The sequence below is a fragment of the Bacillus sp. FDAARGOS_527 genome (genome assembly GCF_003812125.1).
Classification (GTDB): Bacteria; Bacillota; Bacilli; order Bacillales; family Bacillaceae_G; genus Bacillus_A; species Bacillus_A paranthracis.
In genome coordinates this window covers 3,557,105-3,582,475 of the sequence record NZ_CP033795.1, presented here as the reverse complement: position 1 = coordinate 3,582,475, position 25,371 = coordinate 3,557,105, and the positions used below count along the sequence as shown (strand labels likewise).

The 25,371-nt window shown below is 36.3% G+C and carries 25 protein-coding genes and 1 tRNA gene; 22 read left to right on the top strand and 4 right to left on the bottom strand.

The features are described 5' to 3' along the window. The first annotated feature begins 54 nt into the window (after positions 1-54). Both EGX95_RS21220 and EGX95_RS21215 read left to right on the top strand, forming a co-directional pair. Positions 55-717 carry a type 1 glutamine amidotransferase domain-containing protein gene (locus tag EGX95_RS21220; protein WP_000919613.1) on the top strand — a complete coding sequence of 221 codons (663 nt, stop codon included), beginning with the start codon at positions 55-57 and terminating at the stop codon, positions 715-717. A gap of 156 nt (positions 718-873) precedes the next feature. Next, on the top strand, positions 874-1,512 hold the full coding sequence (locus EGX95_RS21215; protein WP_001233027.1) for a TetR/AcrR family transcriptional regulator: 639 nt from the start codon (positions 874-876) through the stop codon (positions 1,510-1,512). 43 nt (positions 1,513-1,555) lie between these two features. On the opposite strand, the gene EGX95_RS21210 is transcribed toward EGX95_RS21215, so the two are convergent. Further along, a complete protein-coding gene (locus EGX95_RS21210; protein ID WP_000728513.1) occupies positions 1,556-2,245 on the bottom strand; it encodes a type 1 glutamine amidotransferase domain-containing protein in 690 nt (229 codons plus the stop codon). Between the two features lie 361 nt (positions 2,246-2,606). Between EGX95_RS21210 and EGX95_RS21205 the strand changes: the two genes are divergently transcribed. From EGX95_RS21205 to EGX95_RS21160, 10 genes are all read left to right on the top strand, one after another. Further along, entirely contained in the window at positions 2,607-3,932 is a 1,326-nt protein-coding gene (locus EGX95_RS21205; protein WP_000503383.1) for an MFS transporter, read from the top strand. A gap of 210 nt (positions 3,933-4,142) precedes the next feature. Continuing rightward, positions 4,143-4,952: a glutamate racemase gene (racE, locus tag EGX95_RS21200; protein ID WP_000773996.1), complete on the top strand. Its 810-nt coding sequence runs from the start codon at positions 4,143-4,145 to the stop codon at positions 4,950-4,952. 131 nt (positions 4,953-5,083) lie between these two features. Next, complete coding sequence (gerM, locus tag EGX95_RS21195) at positions 5,084-6,133, top strand: spore germination protein GerM (RefSeq protein ID WP_001126764.1); 1,050 nt, start codon at positions 5,084-5,086, stop codon at positions 6,131-6,133. 128 nt (positions 6,134-6,261) lie between these two features. Then, positions 6,262-6,999 (top strand): ribonuclease PH, encoded by a 738-nt coding sequence (gene rph, locus EGX95_RS21190; RefSeq protein WP_001261765.1) that lies wholly within the window; start codon positions 6,262-6,264, stop codon positions 6,997-6,999. Positions 7,000-7,010: 11 nt separating this feature from the next. Further along, positions 7,011-7,619 (top strand): XTP/dITP diphosphatase, encoded by a 609-nt coding sequence (locus EGX95_RS21185; protein WP_000815941.1) that lies wholly within the window; start codon positions 7,011-7,013, stop codon positions 7,617-7,619. A 13-nt stretch (positions 7,620-7,632) separates the two neighbouring features. Then, positions 7,633-8,136, top strand: a complete 504-nt coding sequence (locus tag EGX95_RS21180; RefSeq protein ID WP_000645498.1) for a metallophosphoesterase — start codon at positions 7,633-7,635, stop codon at positions 8,134-8,136. A 109-nt stretch (positions 8,137-8,245) separates the two neighbouring features. Continuing rightward, a tRNA-Gly gene (locus EGX95_RS21175) sits at positions 8,246-8,319 on the top strand. Between the two features lie 774 nt (positions 8,320-9,093). Beyond that, positions 9,094-9,294, top strand: a complete 201-nt coding sequence (locus EGX95_RS21170) for a hypothetical protein (RefSeq protein WP_000124456.1) — start codon at positions 9,094-9,096, stop codon at positions 9,292-9,294. Between the two features lie 327 nt (positions 9,295-9,621). Continuing rightward, positions 9,622-9,807 carry a hypothetical protein gene (locus EGX95_RS21165; RefSeq protein WP_000715456.1) on the top strand — a complete coding sequence of 62 codons (186 nt, stop codon included), beginning with the start codon at positions 9,622-9,624 and terminating at the stop codon, positions 9,805-9,807. A 40-nt stretch (positions 9,808-9,847) separates the two neighbouring features. Next, positions 9,848-10,717, top strand: coding sequence for a hypothetical protein (locus EGX95_RS21160; protein ID WP_002028537.1), 870 nt, complete (start codon positions 9,848-9,850; stop codon positions 10,715-10,717). Between the two features lie 205 nt (positions 10,718-10,922). On the opposite strand, the gene EGX95_RS21155 is transcribed toward EGX95_RS21160, so the two are convergent. Next, a complete protein-coding gene (locus EGX95_RS21155; RefSeq protein ID WP_000475206.1) occupies positions 10,923-11,537 on the bottom strand; it encodes a PH domain-containing protein in 615 nt (204 codons plus the stop codon). A gap of 156 nt (positions 11,538-11,693) precedes the next feature. On the opposite strand from EGX95_RS21155, the gene EGX95_RS21150 reads away from it, so the two are divergent. The 8 genes from EGX95_RS21150 (at position 11,694) to ysxC (ending at position 21,850) form a co-directional block, all read left to right on the top strand. Further along, on the top strand, positions 11,694-12,107 hold the full coding sequence (locus tag EGX95_RS21150; protein WP_000274735.1) for a group I intron-associated PD-(D/E)XK endonuclease: 414 nt from the start codon (positions 11,694-11,696) through the stop codon (positions 12,105-12,107). Between the two features lie 286 nt (positions 12,108-12,393). Then, positions 12,394-12,642 carry a hypothetical protein gene (locus EGX95_RS21145; protein WP_001993185.1) on the top strand — a complete coding sequence of 83 codons (249 nt, stop codon included), beginning with the start codon at positions 12,394-12,396 and terminating at the stop codon, positions 12,640-12,642. A gap of 197 nt (positions 12,643-12,839) precedes the next feature. Continuing rightward, positions 12,840-13,838 carry a hypothetical protein gene (locus tag EGX95_RS21140; protein ID WP_000358268.1) on the top strand — a complete coding sequence of 333 codons (999 nt, stop codon included), beginning with the start codon at positions 12,840-12,842 and terminating at the stop codon, positions 13,836-13,838. A 309-nt stretch (positions 13,839-14,147) separates the two neighbouring features. Then, a complete protein-coding gene (gene tig / locus EGX95_RS21135) occupies positions 14,148-15,425 on the top strand; it encodes a trigger factor (protein ID WP_000729258.1) in 1,278 nt (425 codons plus the stop codon). 264 nt (positions 15,426-15,689) lie between these two features. Next, positions 15,690-16,949: an ATP-dependent protease ATP-binding subunit ClpX gene (gene clpX, locus EGX95_RS21130; protein ID WP_000472282.1), complete on the top strand. Its 1,260-nt coding sequence runs from the start codon at positions 15,690-15,692 to the stop codon at positions 16,947-16,949. Between the two features lie 106 nt (positions 16,950-17,055). Then, positions 17,056-18,726: an ATP-dependent protease LonB gene (gene lonB / locus EGX95_RS21125; RefSeq protein ID WP_025991615.1), complete on the top strand. Its 1,671-nt coding sequence runs from the start codon at positions 17,056-17,058 to the stop codon at positions 18,724-18,726. A gap of 182 nt (positions 18,727-18,908) precedes the next feature. Further along, positions 18,909-21,257 carry an endopeptidase La gene (lon, locus tag EGX95_RS21120; protein WP_123805744.1) on the top strand — a complete coding sequence of 783 codons (2,349 nt, stop codon included), beginning with the start codon at positions 18,909-18,911 and terminating at the stop codon, positions 21,255-21,257. Continuing rightward, the gene (gene ysxC, locus EGX95_RS21115) at positions 21,254-21,850 is read left to right on the top strand and encodes a ribosome biogenesis GTP-binding protein YsxC (protein WP_000869113.1); all 597 of its coding nucleotides are present in this window, start codon (positions 21,254-21,256) and stop codon (positions 21,848-21,850) included. The genes lon and ysxC overlap by 4 nt, the downstream gene beginning before the upstream one ends. A gap of 32 nt (positions 21,851-21,882) precedes the next feature. Here ysxC and EGX95_RS21110 read toward each other — a convergent pair whose 3' ends face one another. Together EGX95_RS21110 and EGX95_RS21105 are read right to left on the bottom strand one after the other, a co-directional pair. Then, positions 21,883-22,299 carry an organic hydroperoxide resistance protein gene (locus tag EGX95_RS21110; RefSeq protein WP_000359780.1) on the bottom strand — a complete coding sequence of 139 codons (417 nt, stop codon included), beginning with the start codon at positions 22,297-22,299 and terminating at the stop codon, positions 21,883-21,885. 2 nt (positions 22,300-22,301) lie between these two features. Further along, entirely contained in the window at positions 22,302-22,754 is a 453-nt protein-coding gene (locus EGX95_RS21105; protein ID WP_000133918.1) for a MarR family winged helix-turn-helix transcriptional regulator, read from the bottom strand. A 416-nt stretch (positions 22,755-23,170) separates the two neighbouring features. On the opposite strand from EGX95_RS21105, the gene hemA reads away from it, so the two are divergent. Together hemA and EGX95_RS21095 are read left to right on the top strand one after the other, a co-directional pair. Beyond that, complete coding sequence (gene hemA, locus EGX95_RS21100) at positions 23,171-24,505, top strand: glutamyl-tRNA reductase (protein ID WP_000547852.1); 1,335 nt, start codon at positions 23,171-23,173, stop codon at positions 24,503-24,505. Positions 24,506-24,522: 17 nt separating this feature from the next. Beyond that, on the top strand, positions 24,523-25,356 hold the full coding sequence (locus EGX95_RS21095) for a cytochrome C assembly family protein (RefSeq protein WP_000008995.1): 834 nt from the start codon (positions 24,523-24,525) through the stop codon (positions 25,354-25,356). Positions 25,357-25,371 lie beyond the last annotated feature (15 nt).

The window sequence follows — 25,371 nt, the reverse complement described above, 5'->3', positions numbered from 1 at the left end:
TGCTATATGAATGATAAGAACACTCCATACATAAATAGGTAGTAAGGAGGGGATATGTTGAAAAGGATATTGTTAGTTTCAACAAGCGCTCATGATATGAATGGACACCCGACTGGTTTGTGGCTGGAAGAGCTCGCAGCTCCTTATAACTTGTTTAAAAAAGCTAAGTTCGATGTTGATATTGTGTCGATACAGGGCGGTAGAGTGCCGATTGATAGAGTTTCTATTCCGAACGGGATACCTCGTGAATTTAAGCATGTCGCTTCTTTATTGCAAAATACGAAGCCAATCTCAAATGTTCATTTTTCGGATTATGATGCGGTTTTATTTGGTGGTGGACACGGGGCGATTGTAGATTTTCCAGGTAATCCATATGTTGCAAACTTAATTGTGAATATGTACAACAACAACCGAATTGTAGCGGCTGTTTGTCACGGAGTAAGTTCTTTAGTCGGTGTGAAAAATAAGGACGGCTCGTTTTTTAGTGCGGGTAAGCATATAACAGGTTATACAAATGATGAGGAAAAAGCTGTACATTTAGAAAAGCGAGTGCCGTTTTTGTTAGAAAATAAATTGAAAGAAGAAGGGGCTTTGTTTTATGTTGCTCCAAACTTTACGCCGCACGTCGTAGTAGATGGGCGTTTAATTACAGGGCAAAATCCGCAGTCTAGTATGGAAATAGGGAAAGCTATAAGAAGAGCTGTAAATAAAGTATAGAAAAAGTGCTCGTTACTCATAAAGGTAGCGGGCACTTTTTCTATAGGATAAATGACCCCTTAAACTAAAAAGATGTATTGAGTATAGTGACTTCATTTATAATTAATCGTGAATTTGCTATACTATTTTGTATGGACAAAAGGGGAGGCTCTTTTAATGAGAAAAGTTGCGTGTGCAAATACTTATATTAATAAAATAAAGCCCGTTATTAGAAAAACGAGTTTTAGTCAATTGAAAATAGATGAAATTGCGAAGTATATGGATATTAGTAAAGCTACTTTATATAAACGTTTTTCTTCAAAAGATGAGATTATTGAAGCTGTGGTAGAAGATTTTATGAACTATCTTCTTGAAGGGGATGCGGATAATCAAGATGAAAGTATGTCTTTTGCAGAACGTTTCCAAAAGACGTTTATTCACTCTTTAAAATGTGTGACATACATTTCAGATGTCTTTTTACAAGATTTGAAAGAGGCATATCCGCACTTATCTGATCGGTTAGTCGCTGCACAACAAAATCGTAATCATAATTTGCAAATGTTTTTTGAAGCTGGTATGGAACAAGGCTACTTTAATAAGATGAACGCACAATTATTTATGGTGCAAGATGATGTGATGTTAAGGCGTATTATAGATCATTCTTTTTGTATTCAGTACGATATTACGTTAAAGAAAGCGATACTTGATTTTTATCAACTAAAGAAGTATCAACTGTTTAAACCGGAGTATATAGAAGCAATTGATGATTCGGAAATTGAAAAAGAAGTTATGGCTATTTTGCAAATGATTTCGTAAAAAAGCAGATTTTCCTATATGAATGGAAAATCTGCTTTTTTTATTACATGTTCTTTTTTAAGTGTTGTAATACTAATTCAGCTACTGGACCACCTGAAGCTGGGTTTTGACCAGTGATAACACGACTATCTTCTACAGCGAAAGCGTCCCAAGGCTGCGCTGCTTTTTCGTAAAGTCCTCCATTTTTAATAAGTTCATCTTCTGTTAAAAATGGAACGAATTGATCTAATTCAGCTAGTTTTTCCTCTTCATTTGAGAATCCTGTTACTTTTTTACCGCTAATTAAACGTTCCCCATTACTTAATGTAATATGAAATAAACCAGCAGTTCCGTGACAAACAGAGGAAACAATTCCGCCATTTTCATAGATGCTACGGCTAATCATTTGGAGTTCTTTATTTTCAGGGAAGTCCCAAATCACACCGTGACCACCTGCGTAATAAATAACAGCATAGTCTTCTGGATTCACCTCACTCGGTTTCATTGTAGAACCGAGGCGATTCATAAATTCTTTCTTTTGATACCATTCCCAATCGATGCTCTCCGCCATTGCTAAACTATGCGGATCAATCGGTGTATAACCACCTTGTGGGCTAACATAATCTACTTCGTAACCAGCTTCTTCAACTTTTTTAACGAAATGGACAGCTTCACCAAGCCAAAGGCCAGTAGCTCGATTTAAATTTGGATATTTTTCAACGCTCGTTAATACAACTAACATTTTTTTCTTCATCATAATCCTCCTGTAATGTTTCTTCCGTATACAAGTTCATTATTTTATTAAGTTAGAAATTGCAAATTTGAATAACCGTGTTAGTCCTCCTTATATCGGATTCGAAATTAGTGTATAACAATTTTCGAACAAAGTAAACTAAAAACACTAAATTAGTTTACTTTGTATATTTTTCGTTGACAAACTGTAATGCTGAAACTATGATAGTTCCATGAATATCGAACAACGTACATGTTTCGTTTCGAATTCAATTTGTCGCGCGATAAATGTATACATTTGATGAAGTTGTCTAGTGATAATAGAAGAGCTAAACAACTTCATTTTTCGTTTTCAATTACTACAATCAGGAGAGGTGTTACACATGGGGGAAGATATAAACAATCATTCAAAATGGTTTGTTTTCACATTATGTTTTATCGTTTTATTAGGACCGATGAATGCGGTTTTATTTAATGTTGCGTTAGAGGATATTGCTCATGATTTATCCATTAGTCAATCGAAAGTAAGTTGGGTTGTAGTAGGCTATTCCTTAGTTGTCGGTATTGGTTCGATGATATATGGGAAGCTTGCTGATCGTTACAGTGTAAAAAAACTATTGATTATTTCAATCATCATATTTGTAGCTGGATCCATTATTGGATTTGTAAATCAATCTTATGCGATTGTCATTTTTGCAAGATTAGTGCAGGCGAGCGGGGGTGCGGCGTTTATTGCGCTTAGTATGATCGCGGTGGCAAAATTAGTTGTTCCTCATAAGAAGCCTGGTGCGTTAGCGATGATTAGTTCTTCTATTGCATTAGCAATAGGTATTGGCCCTTTAGTTGGCGGGGCTATTACAAATACACTAGGATGGCCATATTTATTTTTATTTATGGTTATTTCAGTAGTGGGGATTTTCTTGCTTATAAAATTTATGCCAGAAGAAATGCAGCATACGGATGAAACGTTTCATTTTGATTATATTGGAGCGGCGTTACTATTTGCATTCATTACGACTGTTTTACTAGGTATCAATATGAATCGTTGGCTATTTGTGTTATCGATAATTTCTTTATTTTTATTCACGGTTCGTATGAAGAAAGCGGAGCATCCATTTATCGATATTGAGTTGTTTTCGAACAAAGCATTTCTTCGTTTAATAACAGTCGGATTTATAATTAATGTGGCGTTATGTGCTAATTTATTATTGTTGCCATTACTGTTAGGAAGAGAGCACGGATTGTCTCCATTTGTTATCGGAATTGTATTATTTGTTGCATCACTCTTTGGTATTGTGTCTAGTTTTATTACTGGAAAGATTGTCCCTTCGTTTGGAAATGTGAATATGATTTATGTAGCGTCTGTCATTATGATTGTTGGCTTTTTAATTTTAGGGTTTATTCCGAATGGAAGTATAGTCGTTATTGTATTGGCGATTATTTTGACATTTATGAGTTATTCTGCCATTCAAGTATCATTGAACACATTTATACCGAAAACATTACATGCAGCTAAAGTTGGAGTCGGTCTCGGCTTATATAATTTAATTAACTTTTTCGGTATGGCATTTGGACCAGCTGTTGCGAGCAAAATTATGGAATCTACAAATAGTTATCGTTTCAATTTTATTTTAATCGTCATGTTAATTTCTGCTCATTTCTTCTTATTAATAGGAATGTCTTCTTTCCAAAAAAAGATGGAGCATTAAAGATGTACTTTATATAGAAGAAACCGACTTTCATATAGAAGGTCGGTTGTTTTTCTGTCTTGCAAATTATGAAAAAAAGGAGCAAAATAAAAAAGGTCCTAGTCTATACAGGTACAAATGAAAATTTTCATATAGAAGCAGTTTAAGTGAGCGAACTTAAAGTGTGAAAAATATAATGATAAAATAAGATGATGAATGAGAAAACGGGTGATGAAGTTGAATAGAGCAATCGGTGTTATCGATTCAGGAGTTGGCGGTTTAACAGTGGCGAAGGAATTAATTCGTCAGTTGCCGAAAGAGCGCATTATATATTTAGGGGATACAGCACGTTGCCCTTATGGTCCACGTTCTCGAGAAGAAGTGCGTCAATTTACGTGGGAAATGACGGAGCATTTACTAGATTTAAATATCAAAATGTTAGTTATTGCATGTAATACAGCAACTGCAGTTGTATTAGAAGAGATGCAGAAACAATTACCAATTCCAGTGGTAGGAGTTATTCACCCAGGATCACGTACAGCTTTAAAAATGACAAACACGTATCATGTTGGGATTATTGGAACGATTGGAACGGTGAAAAGTGGTGCATACGAAGAAGCGTTAAAGTCTATTAATAATCGTGTTATGGTAGAAAGTTTAGCGTGTCCACCTTTTGTTGAGCTTGTAGAGAGCGGTAATTTCGAAAGTGAAATGGCGTATGAAGTTGTAAGAGAAACGTTGCAACCGCTGAAAAACACTGATATTGATACGCTTATTTTAGGCTGTACACATTATCCAATTTTAGGTCCTGTTATTAAACAAGTAATGGGAGATAAAGTGCAACTCATTAGTTCTGGTGATGAAACGGCACGTGAAGTAAGTACCATTTTATACCATAGTAAAATGTTGAATGAGGGAGAGGAACAAAGTGATCATCTCTTCTTAACAACAGGAAAAATAGGCCTATTTAAAGAAATTGCATCAAAATGGTTCGGTCAACCGATTGAAAATGTGAAACATATTTATTTAGAAAAAGAATAATAATAGAATTCATATAAGTGAACTCCTGAGAAATCAGGAGTTTTTTTGTTTATAGGGAGCACAGCTTGTTCTAAAACATGAAACAGCTCGTATACATAATAGTACAAACTTAGATTTTAGGGGGGAATGGCATGCCTAAATCCACTTTTAAATGGGTTGTTGGTGCTACTGTGAGCGCTGTTTTACTAACAGGGTGTGGCTTTATAAATCAAGAGAAAGCAACGGAGCAAATTGATCCGCCAAAACAAGTTACGTATACAGAGGGTGGAAAGAAAGAAGTATCTAAGAAAGATAAGCAAGGACAAACGGTGAATAGAGAACTATACCTTGTTGATAAAAATGGCTATGTTGTACCGCAAACGTTAGCTATACCTACTCCGAAAGCAAATGAGGTTATTCAGCAAACGTTAGAGTACCTTGTGAAAGATGGACCGGTAACGAATTTGTTACCGAATGGGTTCCGTGCAGTCATTCCGGCGAATACATCGATGACCCTAAACTTGAAAAAAGATGGGACGGCAGTCATTGATTTTTCTAAAGAAATGAAAAACTATGCAAAAGAAGAAGAACGTCAAATCGTTGAATCTATTGCATGGACGTTGACGCAATTTAAAGAAATAAAACAAGTGCAGTTCCAAATAAATGGTGAAAAATTAGCGAAGATGCCTGTTAGTGGTACACCGCTTGGTGAAGGGGTGAGCCGTGCGAACGGTATTAACTTCGATGATGAGCAAGTAGCGGATGTAACAAATACAAAACCAGTAACACTTTATTTTATGGCACAAAATAATAATAAACAGCAATACTACGTACCAGTAACACGCCGCGTTGTAGAAGGAAAAGAAAATGATTATGCAGCAATTGTAGATGAACTTGTAAAAGGGCCGATTCATCAATCGCTCCTAAATGATTTTAATCCAGGAGTTAAGCTGATTACGAATCCAAAATTACAAGACGGAAATCTTACATTAAACTTTAACGAAAATATATTTATAAACCCAGATAAAAATATGGTTTCAAATTATGTATTGAAGTCATTAGTTTTATCTTTAACTGAAAAGAAAGGTGTGAAAAGCGTTTCTATTGAAGTGAATGGTAAAGCAAATCTTGTAGATGAAAAGGGCGGAAAGTTAATAAAACCTGTAGATCGTCCAGAAAACGTGAATACAGGTAGTTTTTAATCGTCAATAATTTGATATACTTAAGTAAGAAAGAGGAATTGCTTTTTGGGTTCCTCTTCTTTTATTGTATACATATCATACATTTAAATTTGGCTATACTAACAAGTAGTTATGAGGAGGTTATTTTTATGCGAGTAGATGGTAGAGAAAAAACAGAATTACGCCATATACATATTCATACGAATTATTTAAAACATCCAGAAGGATCAGTGTTAATTGAGGTTGGGGATACAAAGGTAATTTGCTCAGCGACAATTGAAGAGCGCGTCCCGCCTTTTATGCGTGGAGAAGGAAAGGGCTGGGTAACAGCTGAATATGCGATGATTCCACGTGCGACAGAACAACGTACAATTAGGGAGTCAAGTAAAGGGAAAGTAACAGGACGTACAATGGAAATCCAGCGCTTAATTGGACGAGCATTACGTGCGGTAGTTGACTTAGAAGCGCTTGGTGAGAGAACGGTTTGGATTGATTGTGATGTTATTCAAGCGGATGGTGGAACGCGAACTGCTTCTATTACAGGTGCATACGTAGCGATGGTATTAGCGTTTGAGAAGTTATTACAAGCAGAAAAAGTATCTAAAATTCCAGTAAAAGATTATTTAGCAGCAACGTCAGTAGGGATTGTTGAAGAGCAAGGTGTTGTTTTAGATTTGAACTATGCAGAAGATTCTAAAGCAGACGTTGATATGAACGTAATTATGACTGGAAAAGGTCAGTTCGTTGAAGTGCAAGGAACTGGAGAAGAAGCGACGTTTAGTAGAGCGCAGTTAAATGAATTACTTGATGCTGCAGAACAAGGCATTTTCCAACTGATTGATATGCAAAAAGAAGCGTTAGGTGACATCGTATCTCATATAGAGTAGAGGTGGAAAAAATGAAACAAGTTGTTGTAGCGACAAAAAATATGGGGAAAGTACGTGAATTTGCTGAGTTATTTGAGCGATTTGATTTAGAAGTGAAATCATTACACGATTTTCCTCATATTGAAGAAGTCGAAGAAACTGGTGAAACATTTGAAGAAAATGCAATCTTAAAAGCGGACAGTTTGAGTAGACAATTGAATGCAATTGTAATTGCGGATGATTCAGGTCTTATTGTAGATGCTTTAAACGGGAAACCAGGTGTGTATTCAGCACGTTTTGCTGGAGAGCCGAAAGATGATCAAGCAAATATTGATAAAGTTTTACAAGAATTAAATGAAATACCGTTTGATAAGCGTAAAGCTCGCTTCTACTGTGCATTAGCAGTGGCTTTCCCTGAAGGGGATAAAAAGCCTGTCATTGTAAATGGGACGTGCGAAGGTTTTATTTTAGAACAACGCCGCGGGGAAAACGGCTTCGGATATGATCCGATTTTTTATGTGGAAGAATATAAAAAATCGATGGCGGAACTAAGTTCAGATGAGAAAAATGCTATTAGTCACCGCGGACGTGCTCTACGTAAGCTAGAAGAAAAAATCCCTGAATGGTTTTTAGGAGAATAAGGGAGAGAGATTGATGAAAGCTTTAATCGTAAGCGATAGTCATAGCTCTGTGAAGGAATTACAGCAGTTAAAAGAGAAGTATGAAGGGAAAGTAGATATCATGATTCATTGCGGTGATTCAGAGCTAACGCCTGCTCATGAAGAGTTGCAAGGTTTCCATGTTGTAAAAGGGAATTGTGATTATGCTAACTTTCAAGACGAAATTGTAACTGATGTAGATGGTGTTCGTTTCATAGTTGTGCACGGACATCGTCATAACGTGAAAATGACGTTACAAACATTAGCGTACCATGCTGAAGAGGTAGGGGCGCAAGTTGCATGCTTCGGACACTCTCACGTATTAGGTGCGGAATTAATCGACGGCGTTTTATTTATTAATCCAGGCAGTATTTTATTACCGCGTCAGCGTGTAGAAAAAACATTTGCTTTATTAGAAATGGATGAAAATCAAATGGAAGTTCGTTTTGAAACACTAGACGGACAGCTAGTTGAACAAGCAGTTTTTAAAAGAGGATAAGAAAAATTATCCTCTTTTAAAAAAGGTGTTGACTTTATGTATGGTTATACATATAATAAATATTGTCGATAGGGCAACGGCGCTAACGAAGAAAAATAAAATAACATATGCGGGTGTAGTTTAGTGGTAAAACAAGAGCCTTCCAAGCTCTGGTCGAGAGTTCGATTCTCTTCACCCGCTCCATGTCCCAGTAGCTCAGCAGGATAGAGCAACGGCCTTCAAGAAAAATAGGAGCCTTTATAGGGAAACAAGAACCTATAAAGTGGACGACACTATATCGGTGAAGCCTTAACAGTTCGGCTGATGGTAATACCGAGGAAACTTACGATCTTGAAAAAGATTAAGGAGTTTTGAATGATTAAGTAAAACTTAATGGTAAAGACTCTGAAGTATGATGAAAATCATCGTGAGGTTCCGTAGAGACTACACGTGTCGCACCTGAAATGGTGAAGATATAGTCCAGACTACAAACAGTAATTGCTGGTAGCGAAAGCTATGGTGGTAAGCTAAGCCGTCGGTCGGGAGTTCGAATCTCTCCTGGGACGCTAAGAAAACCTTGTTATCTTTTGATAACAAGGTTTTTTGTTTGTCTACAAATTGATGTATGTGCAAAAGGTGTAAAAAATGTAACGTAATATGTGGTAATTATTATGTGTAACGGATTAAAGTGCATGAAGAAAAGAGTGCCATTTATGCGCCCTATTCCTCTTATTTCATTTCAAGAATCAATAGGTTTATGATGGAACTCAAATCCATATCCAGATTCTCCTAACTGTTCACTTACAATATTATAAAACTTTTTACCGCCCTCGTACGATTGAGCAACCGTTATCGAAACTTATCCCCGTTAGTGTGTTACAATGAATAGAAGCGGAAAACGAGAATCTCCAATTGACTAGACCTGTGATTGGTTAGACAGTTTAAGAAGGTTGTATAAAAAAGGGAGATGGCGCAAAGATGGCGAGATCAAATGAGAACGATTTAACGGAGAAATTGGCAGAAGGTCACCGAAAATATGGTGATGGCAACTTTACAGTACAGAACATCGGTGATGAAACCAACCCGGATTGGACTATCGTAAAAAATGTGAGGAAAGGATCGGCAGGTATTCGAGAAGAGGAAGATATATTAAGACTGCGATCAAAATATATAAAATAGTACGGAAATGGGCGGGTGGAGAGTTCGAACCTCTCCTAGGGCGCTAACAAAACCTTGTTATCTTTTGATAACAAGGTTTTCTGTTTGTTTAAAAATTGATTTTTGATTAAAAATGGAAGATTATCACAATGGAATATGTGATAATAATTATATAGAAAAAATAAAATCGTATTACATATTGCTGATTAAATGGAGTAGTCGACTATTTCTGTAGAATAAGATACGTGATTAAGTTACTTGTTTGATTCGGCTAGAGGTATGGTGCGAGGATCTAGGCCAGAGGATACGAAAAAGAAGTAATAGAAAAGTTGGTGTAGCAAAATTACAATGAAAAAGGGAAAGAAGGATACTATCAATCTAATGACAATTGCATTGCTGATGCTAATAGTTACAGGTATTATAGGAAATTCAATATTAGGTGGGCTTGCGGTAGTGTTAGCAATGGCTGTAGTCGCTACGGTTATTACTGCACGGATTGGCAATTTTATACGAAAGAGGAAAGAAGACTCTTGAAGTTCGATTCAAAGAAGGTAAAGAGAGGAATTATACTGTGATGTTTAATAAGAAAGCATTTAAAAAGTTGTTTTTACTAGGTGCCATGTCTCTATTAACTCTTAGTGCTTGCTCCGCGAAAGAAAAAGCGAACTATGAGCCATATAAGAAACATGAATCTGTTGAAAATGCGCAGAGGGAAGAGGGCACATCTAATTCGGATAAGGGCGAGAAGATTGACGAAGAACCTGCTAAGGACGAGGAGTTACAACAAGTGGAGGAAACGACAAAAGAAGATAAGGAGATTAACGACAGGCGTCCATATTATAAAGATGCGAATAATGATGCACCAACCGTGTCGTTAGAACAGTACGAAGGAATTAAGGTTGGAATGTCTGCGAATAAAGTTAAAGAAATAGCGGGTGCGCCTAGATTTATCGAGAAATATAAGTCGTTTTCTATTTACGGGTATTTAGGTCATGGTGGAGAAGGTACCATGACTATAACGTTTAATCCTGATGGTAGTGTAACGAAGAAAGAGCAAGATGGCCTTAGAAATACTAGGATTCAAGATGCGACAGCTAACGGAGGAAACGAAGGTCGAGTTACAAGCAACCATGAGCGTGATTCTAAACCAGCTACGAAATCTAATGCTAAAATTCCGAACGATTATTGTGGACACGGACATGATGAAACGAAGGAGTTAGCACACGGCTGCGACAAGATTATTGATAGGGAAGCTCATAGAAGGCATATAGAACAACAGGAAAGAGAATATGAGGAACAACAACGTAAAGAAATGGAACAATATGAACTATCTGAAGAAGACAAGATGAGAATCAAAAGACAGGAAAAACGTTGGAATACGCCTAGCGGTGGTATCGGTGGTACGTGGCAAGATGAAATGAAAGAGATGGAAAGTCAGGAATAAAGTAACGTATATTTCATTTGTATATATAATAAGAAATTTAATTTTATTATATATCACTAATCTGAGTAGAAGATTAGTGCGGAAGGAAAGAAATTTTTGCTGGATTGTAATAGAACATAGGTAATAGATGGATCAGGAATTTAACTTTCTCCTGAGATAAAAACCTTGTTATCTTTTGATAACAAGGTTTTTTGTGTATTTTAAATTAGTTATTAATAAACTTCTCAAATACAAAACCATAATCTTTCACATTATATTGTTTCTTCGTATCAACAAGCCAGTTAAAGGCAATCTCATTCATTTCTTTAAACTGCTCTGCTAAATTTACTTGTGCGTTTGAAATACGGCTAAAAGCGTTAGATGCCATATCTAAACTTTTATGTGCATACTGCAATGTAATGTCGTTGTCGTATGAAATTTCTTCGATTTTAAGTAAAGCTTTATATAAATCTTTTAATTCCTCGATATGTTTTTTATGAACATCAATTGAATAATGTTCATCTCCCATTTGAAATTTAATTTCTACATCTAAATCAATCGTTCCCGCAGTTTCAAGCGCTACGTTTTTAATTTGATATTTACTATAGCTAAAGCGGCGTAGTGTACGTTTTTTGCTTGTCGCACTTGTACCATCTAGGTGAAGTAATCCTTTGTTTGTGAAGCAATATTCATCTGATTTCGATTTAATTAGAAAATAAATTTTCTCTCCATCTTCATGCATTACGTAATCATCAGCATCGACCTTGTCATAATCTTTCGGTGTAATTACAGAACCTACATCACTTAACCCTAAAACATCAGCAGCTACTTTTTTGAACATATATAATCCCCCTTGTAAATTAAATTCTTAATTATACAAAAATATATTAACATGGTTTTAACAAAGAGTTTTCTTTTAATGAGAAAATGTTGGGAGGTAAGTTAAGAAAAGGAACGAATATTATTTTGAAAATATGTAAAAAGGTGCTGAGAAAAAGTGTACCATCATACAAAAACAAAAGGAGATTTAGCTGTTTTAAAGGCACAAGTTGATTTGTATGAAAAAGGATATATGATTTTAATACCACAAACAGAGCATTCGCCCTTTGATCTTGTAGTATATAAGGGCGGGGTATTTAAAAGGGTGCAAGTGAAATATAGAGAGTTGAATGCAAGAGGGATACTGGAAGTAAGATTCCGATCTAGTTATTCTACAGCAAGCGGAGTCGCTACAAAAGAAGTGAATAAAGAAGAAATAGACGTGTATTGTGTATATTGTCCTCAAACGGATTGTTGTTATTATTTCAATCCGAAATTATTTAGTAAATCTATTAGTTTAAGAGTGGATTCTCCGAAAAATAAACAAGAGAAAAAAGTTAATTTTGCAAGTGATTATAGAGAAATTCCGTGAAAGCACCTCAAGCGATATGGGGTGTTTTTCAATCTCTCTTTGAAATCTTACAATTCTGTAAGGTAACTGTAAGGTAGTTCGATGGTAACAAATTGTTAATCCTCTATAATGAAGGTAACAACGATAAAACGAGGAGGAAGAAATAATGAAGGGATTAATCGTAACGGGTTTAACAGTTGCTTTTGGATTTGTAGCGTATGAGAAATTAACGTATGTAGTTGATGTTGTAAAACATTTAATCGCGTAGAGGAAACTACCATGAGAGGGAAAGGGAATGAGTGAATGAATGGAATGGTTATTTGGAATTATAGGTACTTGTAGTGTTGCGTTATTGTTCTTTGTCCCAAGTGGTATACTTAGTTCGACAACGAGTTTGTTCTTCTTAAGTTTGTTTGCTTGTACAATGCTCATCATTATGTTTTTAATGAAGCGAAGTAAACCAATCTTCTACTTTAGCATGATTGTTATGGCAATTATTGTTCTCCAAATTATTACCCTTGTTATATACCCCACTATTATAAAAGCTTTCCATTAATGATGAATCCTCTGCTTGAATTGCTGAGGGTTTTTATTTGCATATTTTTAATTTTGAGTAGGAATTCACTTGTATTGAAATGTAAAAATTAAATATTTCTATATTTCAAACAAAGGGTTTCGGGATGTTGTGTTCTCATTACTCATTTGATATATTTACTTTAAAGATAATTAAAATCTAGAAAAAGAGGCGGACGTATGGATAAAAAAGAAAATACGGTCGTATTGTTTCCGCAATTATCAGAGCGCTATATTGATGAAGGTTTTTTAGCGCTGAAAGAGCGGAAATTCGAAGATGCATTGCGCTGCTTTGAAATATTACGTCAGTATAATGCAGAAACGGAACAAACGGAACTAGCTTCGGTTATTTGTTTGTTAGAATTAAAACATATGGAAGAAGCGAAAGAGAAATGTGAACAGTTACTGGAAACAGGAGCGGTCTTATTTGGTGATATTCTTGAAACGTATGTGACAATTTTAGTTCAAACAAATGATTATGAAGGCGTTATTGAAACTGTTGAAAAAGTTTTGCAAACGAAAGATGTAATGCCTGAGCAAAAGGAAAAATTAGCACAGCTCGCTTTATTTGCAGAAGGTATGTTACATGAAGTAGATACATCACGAGTTGATTCGAATTTTGAGTTAGATGAATTTACTAATGAAATATTTGGAGAAAACTTTGGGCAAAAGCTAAGAGCGATTCAGCAACTTTCGTTAAAAGACTTGGATCTTGCATTACCTATTTTAAAGAAATTTTTAATAGACGAAAAACAGCACCCTTATTTGAAAACTTCTATTTTGTATAAAATGATAGAAAATCAAATAGAAGAAGAGATAGAGGTAGAAAAGTTTGGGAATACGATCAAAGTAATTCCGGCATTTACAGGTCATAATGAGGAGCAATCCGATAACATTATACATAGATTATCAAGTCGATTAGAGCAAAATTATCCTGATATATTTGATGCGATGGTTACATATTGGAAAGAATTGCAAATTAGCATTTTCCCATTCGCTCTATTAATGGATAAAGTGGAGATTTGGGCTGCTGTTTTAGAGAGAATTGGTAGGAAGCGTTTCGGGTTGACTATTGATGAAGAAGAGCTTATGACAGCGTATAATATTGAATTAGAAGAGTTTCATATTGCCTATCAATGGTTATTACGTGTCGAAAGAGAAGGATATTTGCCCGTATAATTATGAAAAAGAATCGTTCGGTTCTTGAAACGAGCATATTCTATGTTATAATGTAAGGGTTGCAAAAGGCAGAAATCTGCCTGTTTGTAAGAGAAGAGAAGTGTAATTCTCTTACTTAATATGTTTCATATTATTCTCGAACAAAATATACCGTAGTTGTCTTTTAGGCAATTAGTAGATTGGAACATTATATCTGAAAGCTTTTGCTAGAGGATTATTTGTACTTTTGTTATTTCAAAAAAGAGATAATGAAGATCTTAATCTATAGAGGTATGTGCATACATTATTATAGTTGGAGGGAAAGAATAAATGGCTGCAAAATGGGAAAAATTAGAAGGTAACGTAGGCGTTTTAACAATCGAAGTTGATGCTAAAGAAGTAAACAACTCTATCGACGCTGCGTTCAAAAAAGTAGTAAAAACAATCAACGTACCAGGTTTCCGTAAAGGAAAAATGCCTCGTCCGTTATTCGAACAACGCTTTGGTGTTGAATCTTTATACCAAGATGCTTTAGATATCATCTTACCAAAAGCATACGGTGAAGCAATCGATGAAGCTGGTATCTTCCCAGTTGCTCATCCTGAAATCGACATTGAGAAGTTCGAAAAAAATGCTAACCTTATCTTCACTGCAAAAGTTACAGTGAAACCTGAAGTTAAATTAGGTGAGTACAAAGGTTTAGCAGTAGAAAAAGTTGAAACAACTGTAACTGACGAAGATGTAGAGAACGAATTAAAATCTTTACAAGAGCGTCAAGCTGAGCTAGTTGTTAAAGAAGAAGGAACTGTTGAAAACGGTGATACAGCTGTAATCGACTTCGAAGGTTTCGTTGATGGCGAAGCATTTGAAGGCGGAAAAGGCGAAAACTACTCTCTAGCAATCGGTTCTGGTACATTCATCCCAGGTTTCGAAGAGCAATTAATTGGTCTTAAATCTGGTGAGTCTAAAGACGTTGAAGTATCATTCCCAGAAGAGTACCATGCTGCTGAATTAGCTGGCAAACCAGCAACATTCAAAGTAACAGTTCACGAAATCAAAACAAAAGAACTTCCTGAGTTAAACGACGAGTTCGCTAAAGAAGCTGACGAAGCGGTTGCAACTCTTGATGAATTAAAAGCAAAACTTCGCACAAACTTAGAAGAAGGCAAAAAGCACGAAGCTGAGCACAAAGTACGTGACGAAGTAGTAGAATTAGCTGCTGCTAACGCTGAAATCGACATTCCAGAAGCTATGATCGACACTGAGTTAGATCGTATGGTTCGTGAATTCGAGCAACGTTTAAGCCAACAAGGTATGAACCTTGAGCTTTACTACCAATTCACAGGTACTGATGCTGACAAGTTAAAAGAGCAAATGAAAGAAGACGCTCAAAAACGCGTAAGAATCAACCTTGTTCTTGAAGCTATCATTGAAGCTGAAAACATCGAAGTTACTGAAGAAGAAGTAACTGCAGAAGTTGAAAAAATGGCTGAAATGTACGGTATGCCAGTAGACGCTATCAAGCAAGCTCTTGGAAGCGTAGACGCTTTAGCTGAAGATCTTAAAGTTCGTAAAGCTGTAGACTTCTTAGTAGAAAACGCTGCATAATAAAATAACAAGGCGCGATTTTAATCGTGCCTTGTTTTATAAATATAGAAATATATTTATAAAACTTTTCGATGAAGAAGGAAAACTTCCTTAATAAGTCGAATATACATATTTCAAAAGTTTTAAAAACTTTTTATTTGTACATAACTAGTCATATTATTTGTATTTCTCGCCACGTAGTGACATAATATGTATTTACATACGATACATTTATCGTGTACATACGAAGGCAAGAGGTTAGCACTTTGTAAGGGGTGTGAAAATATGTTTAAATTTAATGATGAAAAAGGGCAATTAAAATGTTCTTTCTGTGGTAAAACACAAACGCAAGTCCGAAAGTTAGTTGCAGGTCCAGGTGTTTACATTTGTGACGAGTGTATCGAACTTTGTACTGAAATTGTACAAGAGGAGCTTGCGAAAGACGAAGAAGTAGAATTCAAAGATGTACCGAAACCGGTAGAAATTCGTGAAATTTTAGATGAGTATGTCATCGGACAAGATAACGCGAAAAAAGCACTAGCGGTAGCGGTATATAACCATTACAAACGCATTAATTCTAACAGCAAAATTGATGATGTAGAATTAGCGAAGAGTAATATCGCACTTATCGGGCCAACAGGTAGTGGTAAAACATTACTGGCACAAACGTTAGCGCGTATTTTAAATGTTCCATTTGCAATCGCGGACGCAACATCTTTAACTGAAGCTGGGTACGTTGGGGAAGATGTAGAAAACATCTTACTTAAATTAATCCAAGCAGCTGATTATGATGTAGAGAAAGCGGAAAAAGGAATCATTTATATTGATGAGATTGATAAAGTGGCACGTAAGTCCGAAAATCCATCAATTACACGTGATGTATCTGGTGAAGGTGTGCAGCAGGCACTTCTGAAAATTTTAGAAGGTACTGTAGCAAGCGTTCCACCTCAAGGTGGCCGTAAGCATCCGCATCAAGAGTTTATTCAAATTGATACAACGAATATCTTATTCATCTGTGGTGGAGCGTTTGATGGCATCGAGCCAATTATTAAACGTCGTCTTGGTGAAAAAGTAATTGGATTTGGTTCTGAGAAGAAAAATGCTGATGTAAATGAGAAGCATGTTTTATCTCACGTATTACCAGAGGACCTTTTAAGATTTGGTTTAATTCCAGAGTTTATCGGTCGTCTTCCAGTTATTGCGAACCTAGAGCCGCTTGATGAAGATGCTCTTGTTGATATTTTAACGAAACCGAAAAATGCACTTGTTAAGCAATTCCAAAAACTATTGGAGCTTGACGATGTTGAGTTAGAGTTTGAAGAAGGCGCACTAATTGAGATTGCGAAAAAAGCAATTGAACGTAAAACAGGTGCTCGTGGACTTCGTTCTATTATTGAAGGCTTAATGCTTGAGGTAATGTTCGAGCTACCATCTCGCAAAGATATCGAGAAGTGTATTCTTACAAAAGAAACAGTAGCTGATAATGCAGCACCAAAATTGGTGTTACAAGACGGTACTGTACTTGATACAAAAACATCTGCATAATGCGAAGGAGAAACAGCAATTTTTATAATTGCTGTTTTTCTTTATGTTTAGCTATGTTCCTCCGCGGAAATACTAAGAGATAAAACATTGCGGGAGGAAATAAATGATGAGCTGGACAAATATATTTTTACTTGTTCAACTTGTTTTTGGTGTAATTGTCGGATTGTATTTTTGGCATTTACTTCGAAATCAGCGAACACAAAAAGTTTCAATTGATCGAGAATCGAAAAAAGAATTAGAACAGCTTCGTAAAATGCGCGAGATTTCTTTAACAGAGCCGCTTGCGGAAAAGGTGCGTCCTACATCCTTTTTAGATATTGTAGGGCAAGAGGACGGGATTAAGTCGTTAAAAGCGGCTCTTTGTGGTCCGAACCCGCAACATGTGATTATATATGGTCCGCCAGGTGTCGGAAAGACAGCGGCAGCACGTCTCGTATTAGAAGAAGCGAAACGAAATCCAAAATCTCCATTTCGCACAAATGCAACATTTATTGAACTGGATGCGACGACAGCTCGGTTTGATGAACGTGGTATTGCAGACCCTTTAATTGGTTCGGTGCATGATCCAATTTATCAAGGTGCTGGTGCGATGGGGCAAGCAGGTATTCCGCAACCGAAAAAAGGTGCGGTAACAGATGCTCACGGTGGTATTTTGTTTATTGATGAGATAGGTGAATTACATCCGATTCAAATGAACAAAATGTTAAAGGTGCTAGAAGATCGAAAAGTATTTTTGGAAAGTGCATACTACAGTGAAGAGAATACGATGATTCCAACGTATATACATGACATTTTTCAAAAAGGTTTACCAGCCGATTTTCGCTTAGTTGGGGCGACGACACGTTCGCCAGAGGAGATTCCTCCTGCTATTCGGTCGCGCTGTTTAGAAGTGTTCTTCCGTGAGTTAGATACAGAAGAAATTCAAAAAGTAGCGAAGAATGCGGCTGACAAAGTGGAAATGCAAATCGGTGAAAATGGTATTGAAATGATCGGGATGTATGCAAGAAATGGGCGAGAAGCGATTAATCTTGTACAAATTTCTGCTGGAATGGCAATAAATGAAGAACGTCCTTTCATTAAAGATGAAGATATAGAGTGGGTTGTTCACTCTAGTCAACTTACACCGAAGTATGAAAAACGCATTTACCCTATTCCGAGAATCGGTCTTGTAAATGGACTTGCTGTATACGGACCAAATACAGGTGCGTTATTAGAAATTGAAGTAACAGCAATCAAGGCGAAAGATAAAGGATCGGTAAATGTTACCGGAATTGTTGAAGAGGAAAGTATTGGTAGTCAAACGAAATCCATTCGTCGTAAAAGTATGGCGAAAGGTTCTGTAGATAATGTATTAACAGTGCTTCGATCTCTAGATGTATTGCCAGAAGGGTACGATATACATATTAATTTTCCAGGTGGTATCCCGATTGATGGGCCTTCGGCGGGAATTGCTATGGCAACAGGTGTGTATTCAGCAGTGCATCATACGTATGTGAATAATGAAGTAGCGATGACTGGTGAGATAAGTATACACGGGGAAGTGAAACCTATCGGTGGTGTGTACGCAAAAATAAAAGCTGCGAAAAAGGCAGGAGCTAAGAAAGTTATCATTCCTGCTGAAAACATGCAACCATTTTTGTATACAATAAAAGGAATTGAAATTATTCCTGTTCGGAAGTTGAAGGAAGTATTTGAGCTAACGTTTATACAGGAAAATATACATCGAGAGCTCGATGTACATACTACGATAGACGAAACAGATGCACAATCAATGTGAGAATGAACGATAATAGTATTTGCCAGACTTCGTTTAAGTTTGTATGCTTAAGCGGAGTCTTTTTTCTTTTATAAGGGAGAAAAAACGAGAGATTTACAGTTGCGGAGAATCTCTGCAATTGCATCTAGATGTATTGTAATATAAAATAGTTGAACAGGAGTTTAATTTATTATGGAGGTGCTATGTCTAGTATGAATACGAATGAAAGAATCGTGCCCCTCCTACCATTAAGAGGCGTTCTCGTATATCCAACGATGGTTCTGCATCTTGATGTAGGACGTGATAAATCGATACAAGCACTAGAGCAGGCGGCAATGGATGAAAATATCATCTTTTTAGCAATGCAAAAAGAAATGAATATCGATGATCCGAAAGAAGATGACATATATAGTGTAGGTACAGTGGCGAAAGTGAAGCAAATGTTAAAATTGCCGAACGGTACGCTTCGTGTCCTTGTAGAAGGTTTACATAGAGCAGAAGTAGTAGAGTTTATCGAAGAAGTAGAGTTTATCGAAGAAGAAAATGTAGTGCAAGTTTCTATTAAAACGATAACGGAAGAAGTGGAAGCTGATTTAGAAGAGAAAGCTCTTATGCGCACATTACTGGAGCATTTCGAACAATATATTAAAGTTTCGAAAAAGGTTTCAAATGAAACATTTGCAACGGTAGCTGATGTAGAAGAGCCAGGAAGATTAGCGGATTTAATTGCTTCTCACTTGCCAATTAAAACGAAGCAGAAACAAGAAATTTTAGAAATCATATCTGTGAAAGAACGATTACATACACTTATTTCAATTATTCAAGATGAACAAGAATTACTTAGTTTAGAAAAGAAAATTGGACAAAAAGTGAAACGTTCAATGGAGCGCACGCAAAAAGAATATTTTTTACGTGAGCAAATGAAGGCGATTCAAACTGAACTTGGCGATAAAGAAGGTAAGGGCGGGGAAGTTGAAGAACTTCGTGAGAAAATTGAACAGTCAGGAATGCCTGAAGAAACAATGAAGGCCGCACTGAAAGAATTAGATCGTTATGAAAAGTTACCAGCAAGTTCTGCGGAGAGCGGTGTTATTCGCAATTATATCGATTGGTTATTAGCACTTCCGTGGACAGAGGCAACAGAAGATATGATTGATCTTGCTCATTCTGAAGAGATTTTAAACAAAGATCATTACGGTCTTGAGAAAGTGAAAGAGCGCGTACTTGAATATTTAGCGGTACAGAAGTTAACGAATTCATTAAAAGGGCCTATCCTTTGTTTAGTAGGACCACCTGGGGTCGGAAAAACTTCGTTAGCGCGTTCTATTGCAACATCATTAAATCGTAATTTTGTCCGTGTATCCCTTGGTGGTGTGCGTGATGAATCTGAAATTCGTGGTCACCGTCGTACGTACGTTGGAGCAATGCCAGGACGTATTATTCAAGGTATGAAAAAGGCGAAATCAGTTAATCCAGTCTTCTTATTAGATGAAATTGATAAAATGTCTAACGATTTCCGTGGAGATCCTTCAGCAGCATTACTTGAAGTGTTAGACCCAGAACAAAACCATAACTTCAGTGATCATTATATTGAAGAACCATATGATCTATCGAAAGTTATGTTTGTAGCAACTGCGAATACACTTTCAAGTATTCCAGGTCCGTTACTTGACCGTATGGAAATTATTTCGATTGCTGGCTATACAGAGCTTGAAAAGGTTCACATTGCTCGTGAACATTTATTGCCGAAACAATTAAAAGAGCATGGCTTACGAAAAGGTAATTTACAAGTACGTGATGAAGCGCTTCTTGAAATTATCCGCTATTATACACGTGAGGCTGGTGTTCGTACATTAGAGCGCCAAATTGCAAAGGTTTGTCGTAAAGCAGCAAAGATTATCGTTACAGCAGAACGTAAGCGTATTGTAGTAACAGAGAAAAACGTTGTTGATTTACTTGGTAAGCACATATTCCGTTATGGGCAAGCTGAAAAAACAGACCAAGTTGGTATGGCGACAGGTTTAGCGTATACGGCAGCAGGTGGCGATACACTGGCGATTGAAGTGTCTGTAGCGCCAGGTAAAGGGAAATTAATTTTAACAGGGAAACTTGGGGATGTTATGAAAGAATCCGCGCAAGCAGCGTTTAGCTATATTCGTTCTCGTGCAGAAGAGCTTCAGATTGATCCTGATTTCCATGAGAAAAATGATATTCATATTCATGTTCCAGAAGGAGCAGTTCCAAAGGATGGACCGTCAGCAGGTATTACGATGGCAACGGCACTTATTTCTGCGCTAACAGGTATTCCTGTAAGTAAAGAAGTGGGGATGACAGGTGAAATTACACTTCGTGGTCGTGTATTACCGATTGGTGGTTTAAAAGAAAAAACATTAAGTGCTCACCGCGCAGGTTTAACAAAGATTATTTTACCAGCGGAAAATGAGAAAGATTTAGATGATATTCCAGAGAGCGTAAAAGAAAACCTTACGTTTGTGCTTGCATCTCATTTAGATGAAGTATTGGAGCACGCATTAGTAGGAGTGAAACAATGAAAGTAACAAAAGCAGACATTGTAATTAGTGCTGTTAAACCAGAACAATATCCAGACGGTGACTTACCGGAAATTGCATTAGCAGGTCGTTCAAATGTCGGGAAGTCTTCCTTTATTAATAAAATTTTAAATCGTAAAAAGTTAGTACGTATTTCTTCTAAACCAGGAAAAACACAAACATTAAACTTCTTCTTAATTAACGAGATGATGCACTTTGTGGACGTTCCAGGTTACGGATATGCGAAAGTATCTAAAACAGAGCGCGCGGCTTGGGGTAAAATGATTGAAACGTATTTTACAACACGTGAGCAATTAGATGCAGCTGTATTAGTAGTTGATTTACGTCACAAACCAACAAATGATGATGTAATGATGTATGATTTCTTAAAGCATTATGACATTCCAACCATTATTATTGCAACGAAAGCCGATAAAATTCCGAAAGGGAAATGGCAAAAGCATTTAAAAGTTGTAAAAGAAACGCTTGATATTGAAAGTGGCGATGAAGTCGTTCTATTCTCTTCTGAAACAGGACTTGGGAAAGAAGAAGCATGGAAAGCAATTCATAAATTTACAAAAACAAAAAACGCGTGACGAATGTCGCGCGTTTTTTTCTTTATACACTTTTAGTGTACGTTTAATGTAACCTCAATATTTCCTCGTGTTGCTTTAGAGTAAGGACATACGCCGTGAGCGGCTTCTACAAGTTCTTGTGCTTCGCTATGTGAAACGCCAGCGACATGTACATCAAGTACAGCAGATAGGCCGAAACCACCATCTGTATCTTTTCCGATAGAAACGTGAGCAGTTACTTCTGTACTTTCTACTTTCACACGTTTCGTACGAATGACAAGTTGTAATGCACTATCAAAACAAGCAGCGTAACCAGCAGCAAATAGTTGTTCTGGATTTGTTGCCTCTCCGCCTGCACCACCTAGTGCTTTCGGCATTTTCACATCAAGATTTAATATGCCATCATCTGATACTACTTTTCCATTTCTTCCACCTGTAGCAGTTACTGAAGCAGTATATAATTTATCCATGTTTATTCCCCTTTTCTATCATTAATTGTTTTCATTGTTTCAATTAGTTTATTTAATTGAATTAATAAAGAACGATATTCTTGTTCTGTAATTCCTAAATTTGTTGCCATCGTTGTCGGCAATGAACAAGCCTTATCTTGTAAATCTTTTCCTTTTTCTGTTAATTCAATACACACTTTTCGCTCATCTTCTTTGGAACGAACGCGTTTTACAAGGTTTAATGATTCCATTCGTTTTAACATAGGTGTTAACGTACCGGAATCTAAAAATAGACGTTCTCCAATTTCTTTTACTGTGAGTCCATCTTGCTCCCATAGTACGAGTAAAGTAATGTACTGTGGATACGTAATGCCCATTTCTTCTAAATATGGTCGGTAAAAGCGTGTAACCTCTCTAGAACAAGCATAAATAGAAAAACAAAGTTGATTATCTAGATGCAAAGAATCTTCTGTCATGAATGACTCCTTTCTAATTAAGTTGTGCACAATTTAATTTTGTAAAATCAATATAACGAAAAAGAAATACAATGTCAAATACATTGTATTGAGAAAGTTTGTGCTACAATTTGGAACAATCATACATATTTTCCTTCATGATGAAAGAAGATAGGAAAGATGATGTTATAATTTATATGGAATAGTTTCCATCACTTGATTATGAGGGCTTTTTTTGGTAACGTACAAATAGAGTTATTAATTTATAATCATTATAAAGTAGAAAAATTTTATTCATTTTACTGAATCTCCTTTCTTACATATGGAGAATAAATAAAAAAATAATCGGTTGTTCACACGATTGTCAGATTCATAAGAGGAAAGTTGTATTATGATAGTAGATAAAGTGATAAAACGGGTGAAGGGGGACATGCTGCGTGCATATTCTTGTTGTTAGTGTAAATTATCGAACAGCCCCTGTAGAATTTCGTGAGAAACTCACATTTCAGGCAGCAGAGCTAGAGCAAGCAATGACTACATTACAAAATCAAAAGAGCGTGTTAGAGAATGTCATTGTATCAACTTGTAATCGCACTGAGGTTTATGCTGTTGTCGATCAATTACACACGGGACGGTATTATATTAAGAAGTTTTTAGCTGATTGGTTTCAGCTTGAAATAGAAGAAGTCGCACCATATTTAACTATTTTTGAACAAGATGGTGCAATCGATCATTTATTCCGCGTAACGTGCGGTTTAGATTCTATGGTAGTTGGAGAGACGCAAATTTTAGGTCAAATAAAAGATAGCTTTTTAGAAGCGCAACAAGTAAAAGCAACAGGGACAATTTTTAATGAATTGTTTAAGCAAGTTATTACATTGGCGAAACGTGCTCACTCAGAAACGACAATTGGTGAAAGCGCGATGTCTGTTAGTTATGCTGCTGTTGAGCTTGGGAAGAAAATATTTGGCGAGTTAACAGATTGTCACGTACTTATTCTTGGTGCTGGTAAAATGGGTGAACTTGCACTACAAAACTTATATGGAAGTGGTGCTCGTAAAGTAACAGTCATGAATAGAACGCTTTCAAAAGCAGAAATAATGGCTGAGAAATATATGGGACACGCAAAACCTTTAAGTGAATTACAATGTGCATTATTAGAAGCTGATATTTTAATTAGTTCAACTGGTGCATCGGATTATGTCATTACGAAAGAGATGATGACCAAGGTAGAGAAAATGCGCTCTGGTCGTCCATTATTTATGGTTGATATTGCAGTGCCGCGTGATATTGATCCAGCAATTGATGAGCTAGAAGGTTCTTTCTTGTATGACATTGATGATTTGCAAGGAGTAGTGGAAGCGAACCGTGCTGAACGTTTAAAAGAAGCAGAGAAAATTCAATTTATGATTGAAGAGGAAATTGTTGTATTTAAAACGTGGTTAAGTACACTTGGTGTCGTTCCGTTAATATCAGCTCTTCGTGATAAGGCACTTGCTATTCAAAGTGAAACGATGGAAAGTTTGGAACGAAAAATACCAACTCTTAGTGATCGTGAGAGAAAAGTAATTAGTAAGCATACGAAAAGTATTATTAATCAATTATTAAAAGACCCAATTTTAGTAGCGAAAGAAATAGCTGCTGAAGAGGGAGCAGACGAAAAATTAGCGTTATTTGCAAAGATTTTCGATTTAGAAATGGAAGACGTAGAGAGTCGTGCGGAAGAAGTAGAACATAAAAGAGCGTGGACACCATCCGTTCCATCTTTATAATTTGGAAGGATGATCGGATGAGCTTTTTAAATAACAGTATTATTTATCATATTGCAATTATTTTATATGCTTGTAGCATTAGTTTATATTTTATAGATTATTTCCAAAGTAACCGAAAGGCGAACCGATTTGCTTTTTGGTTACTTTCGATTGTATGGGTTCTGCATTCTATTTTTATGTTGCTTAGAGCTACAGATTCAGAAACGAACCCCCTTTTAACCTTATTATCAGGCATTTATTTTTATGTTTGGCTATTGATTACGATGTCGTTAGTCATTAATCGATTTATGAGAATCGATTTTTTAGTCTTTTTTACAAATGTTGTTGCATTTGGCGTAAGCGCTTTTTCTATTTTTACGCCGCTTGGAAAGATGTCGCCGGTACTTGCAGAGCAATTAGTTTCGGAGCTTGTATATGTACATGTCGGTATGGCTATTATTTCTTATGCAACTTTTACTGTATCGTTCATTTTTTCTATTATGTATTTATTGCAATATCGCCTATTAAAAAAGAAAAAATGGAATGCGAGATTAAGAAGGTTAGGGAATTTACCGAAGCTAGAATCGATGTCTTACGGATTAAATTTATTTTCTGTTCCATTTTTCTTACTAGCTATTTTATTAGGATGCATATGGGGATATACAAAATTGGACAATTTCCATTGGTATGATACGAAAGTAATCGGGTCTTTTGTCGTTCTATTTGTATATTGTGCGGGTCTTTATTTACGAGCGGCAGATGTATTGCTAGGGAAGAAAATCGTGCAGTGGAACATCGGAGCATTTCTCGTAATGCTAATTAACATTTTTCTATTAAGCAGTTTATCCAACTTCCACTTTTGGTATTTATAATGAGGAGAGAAAATT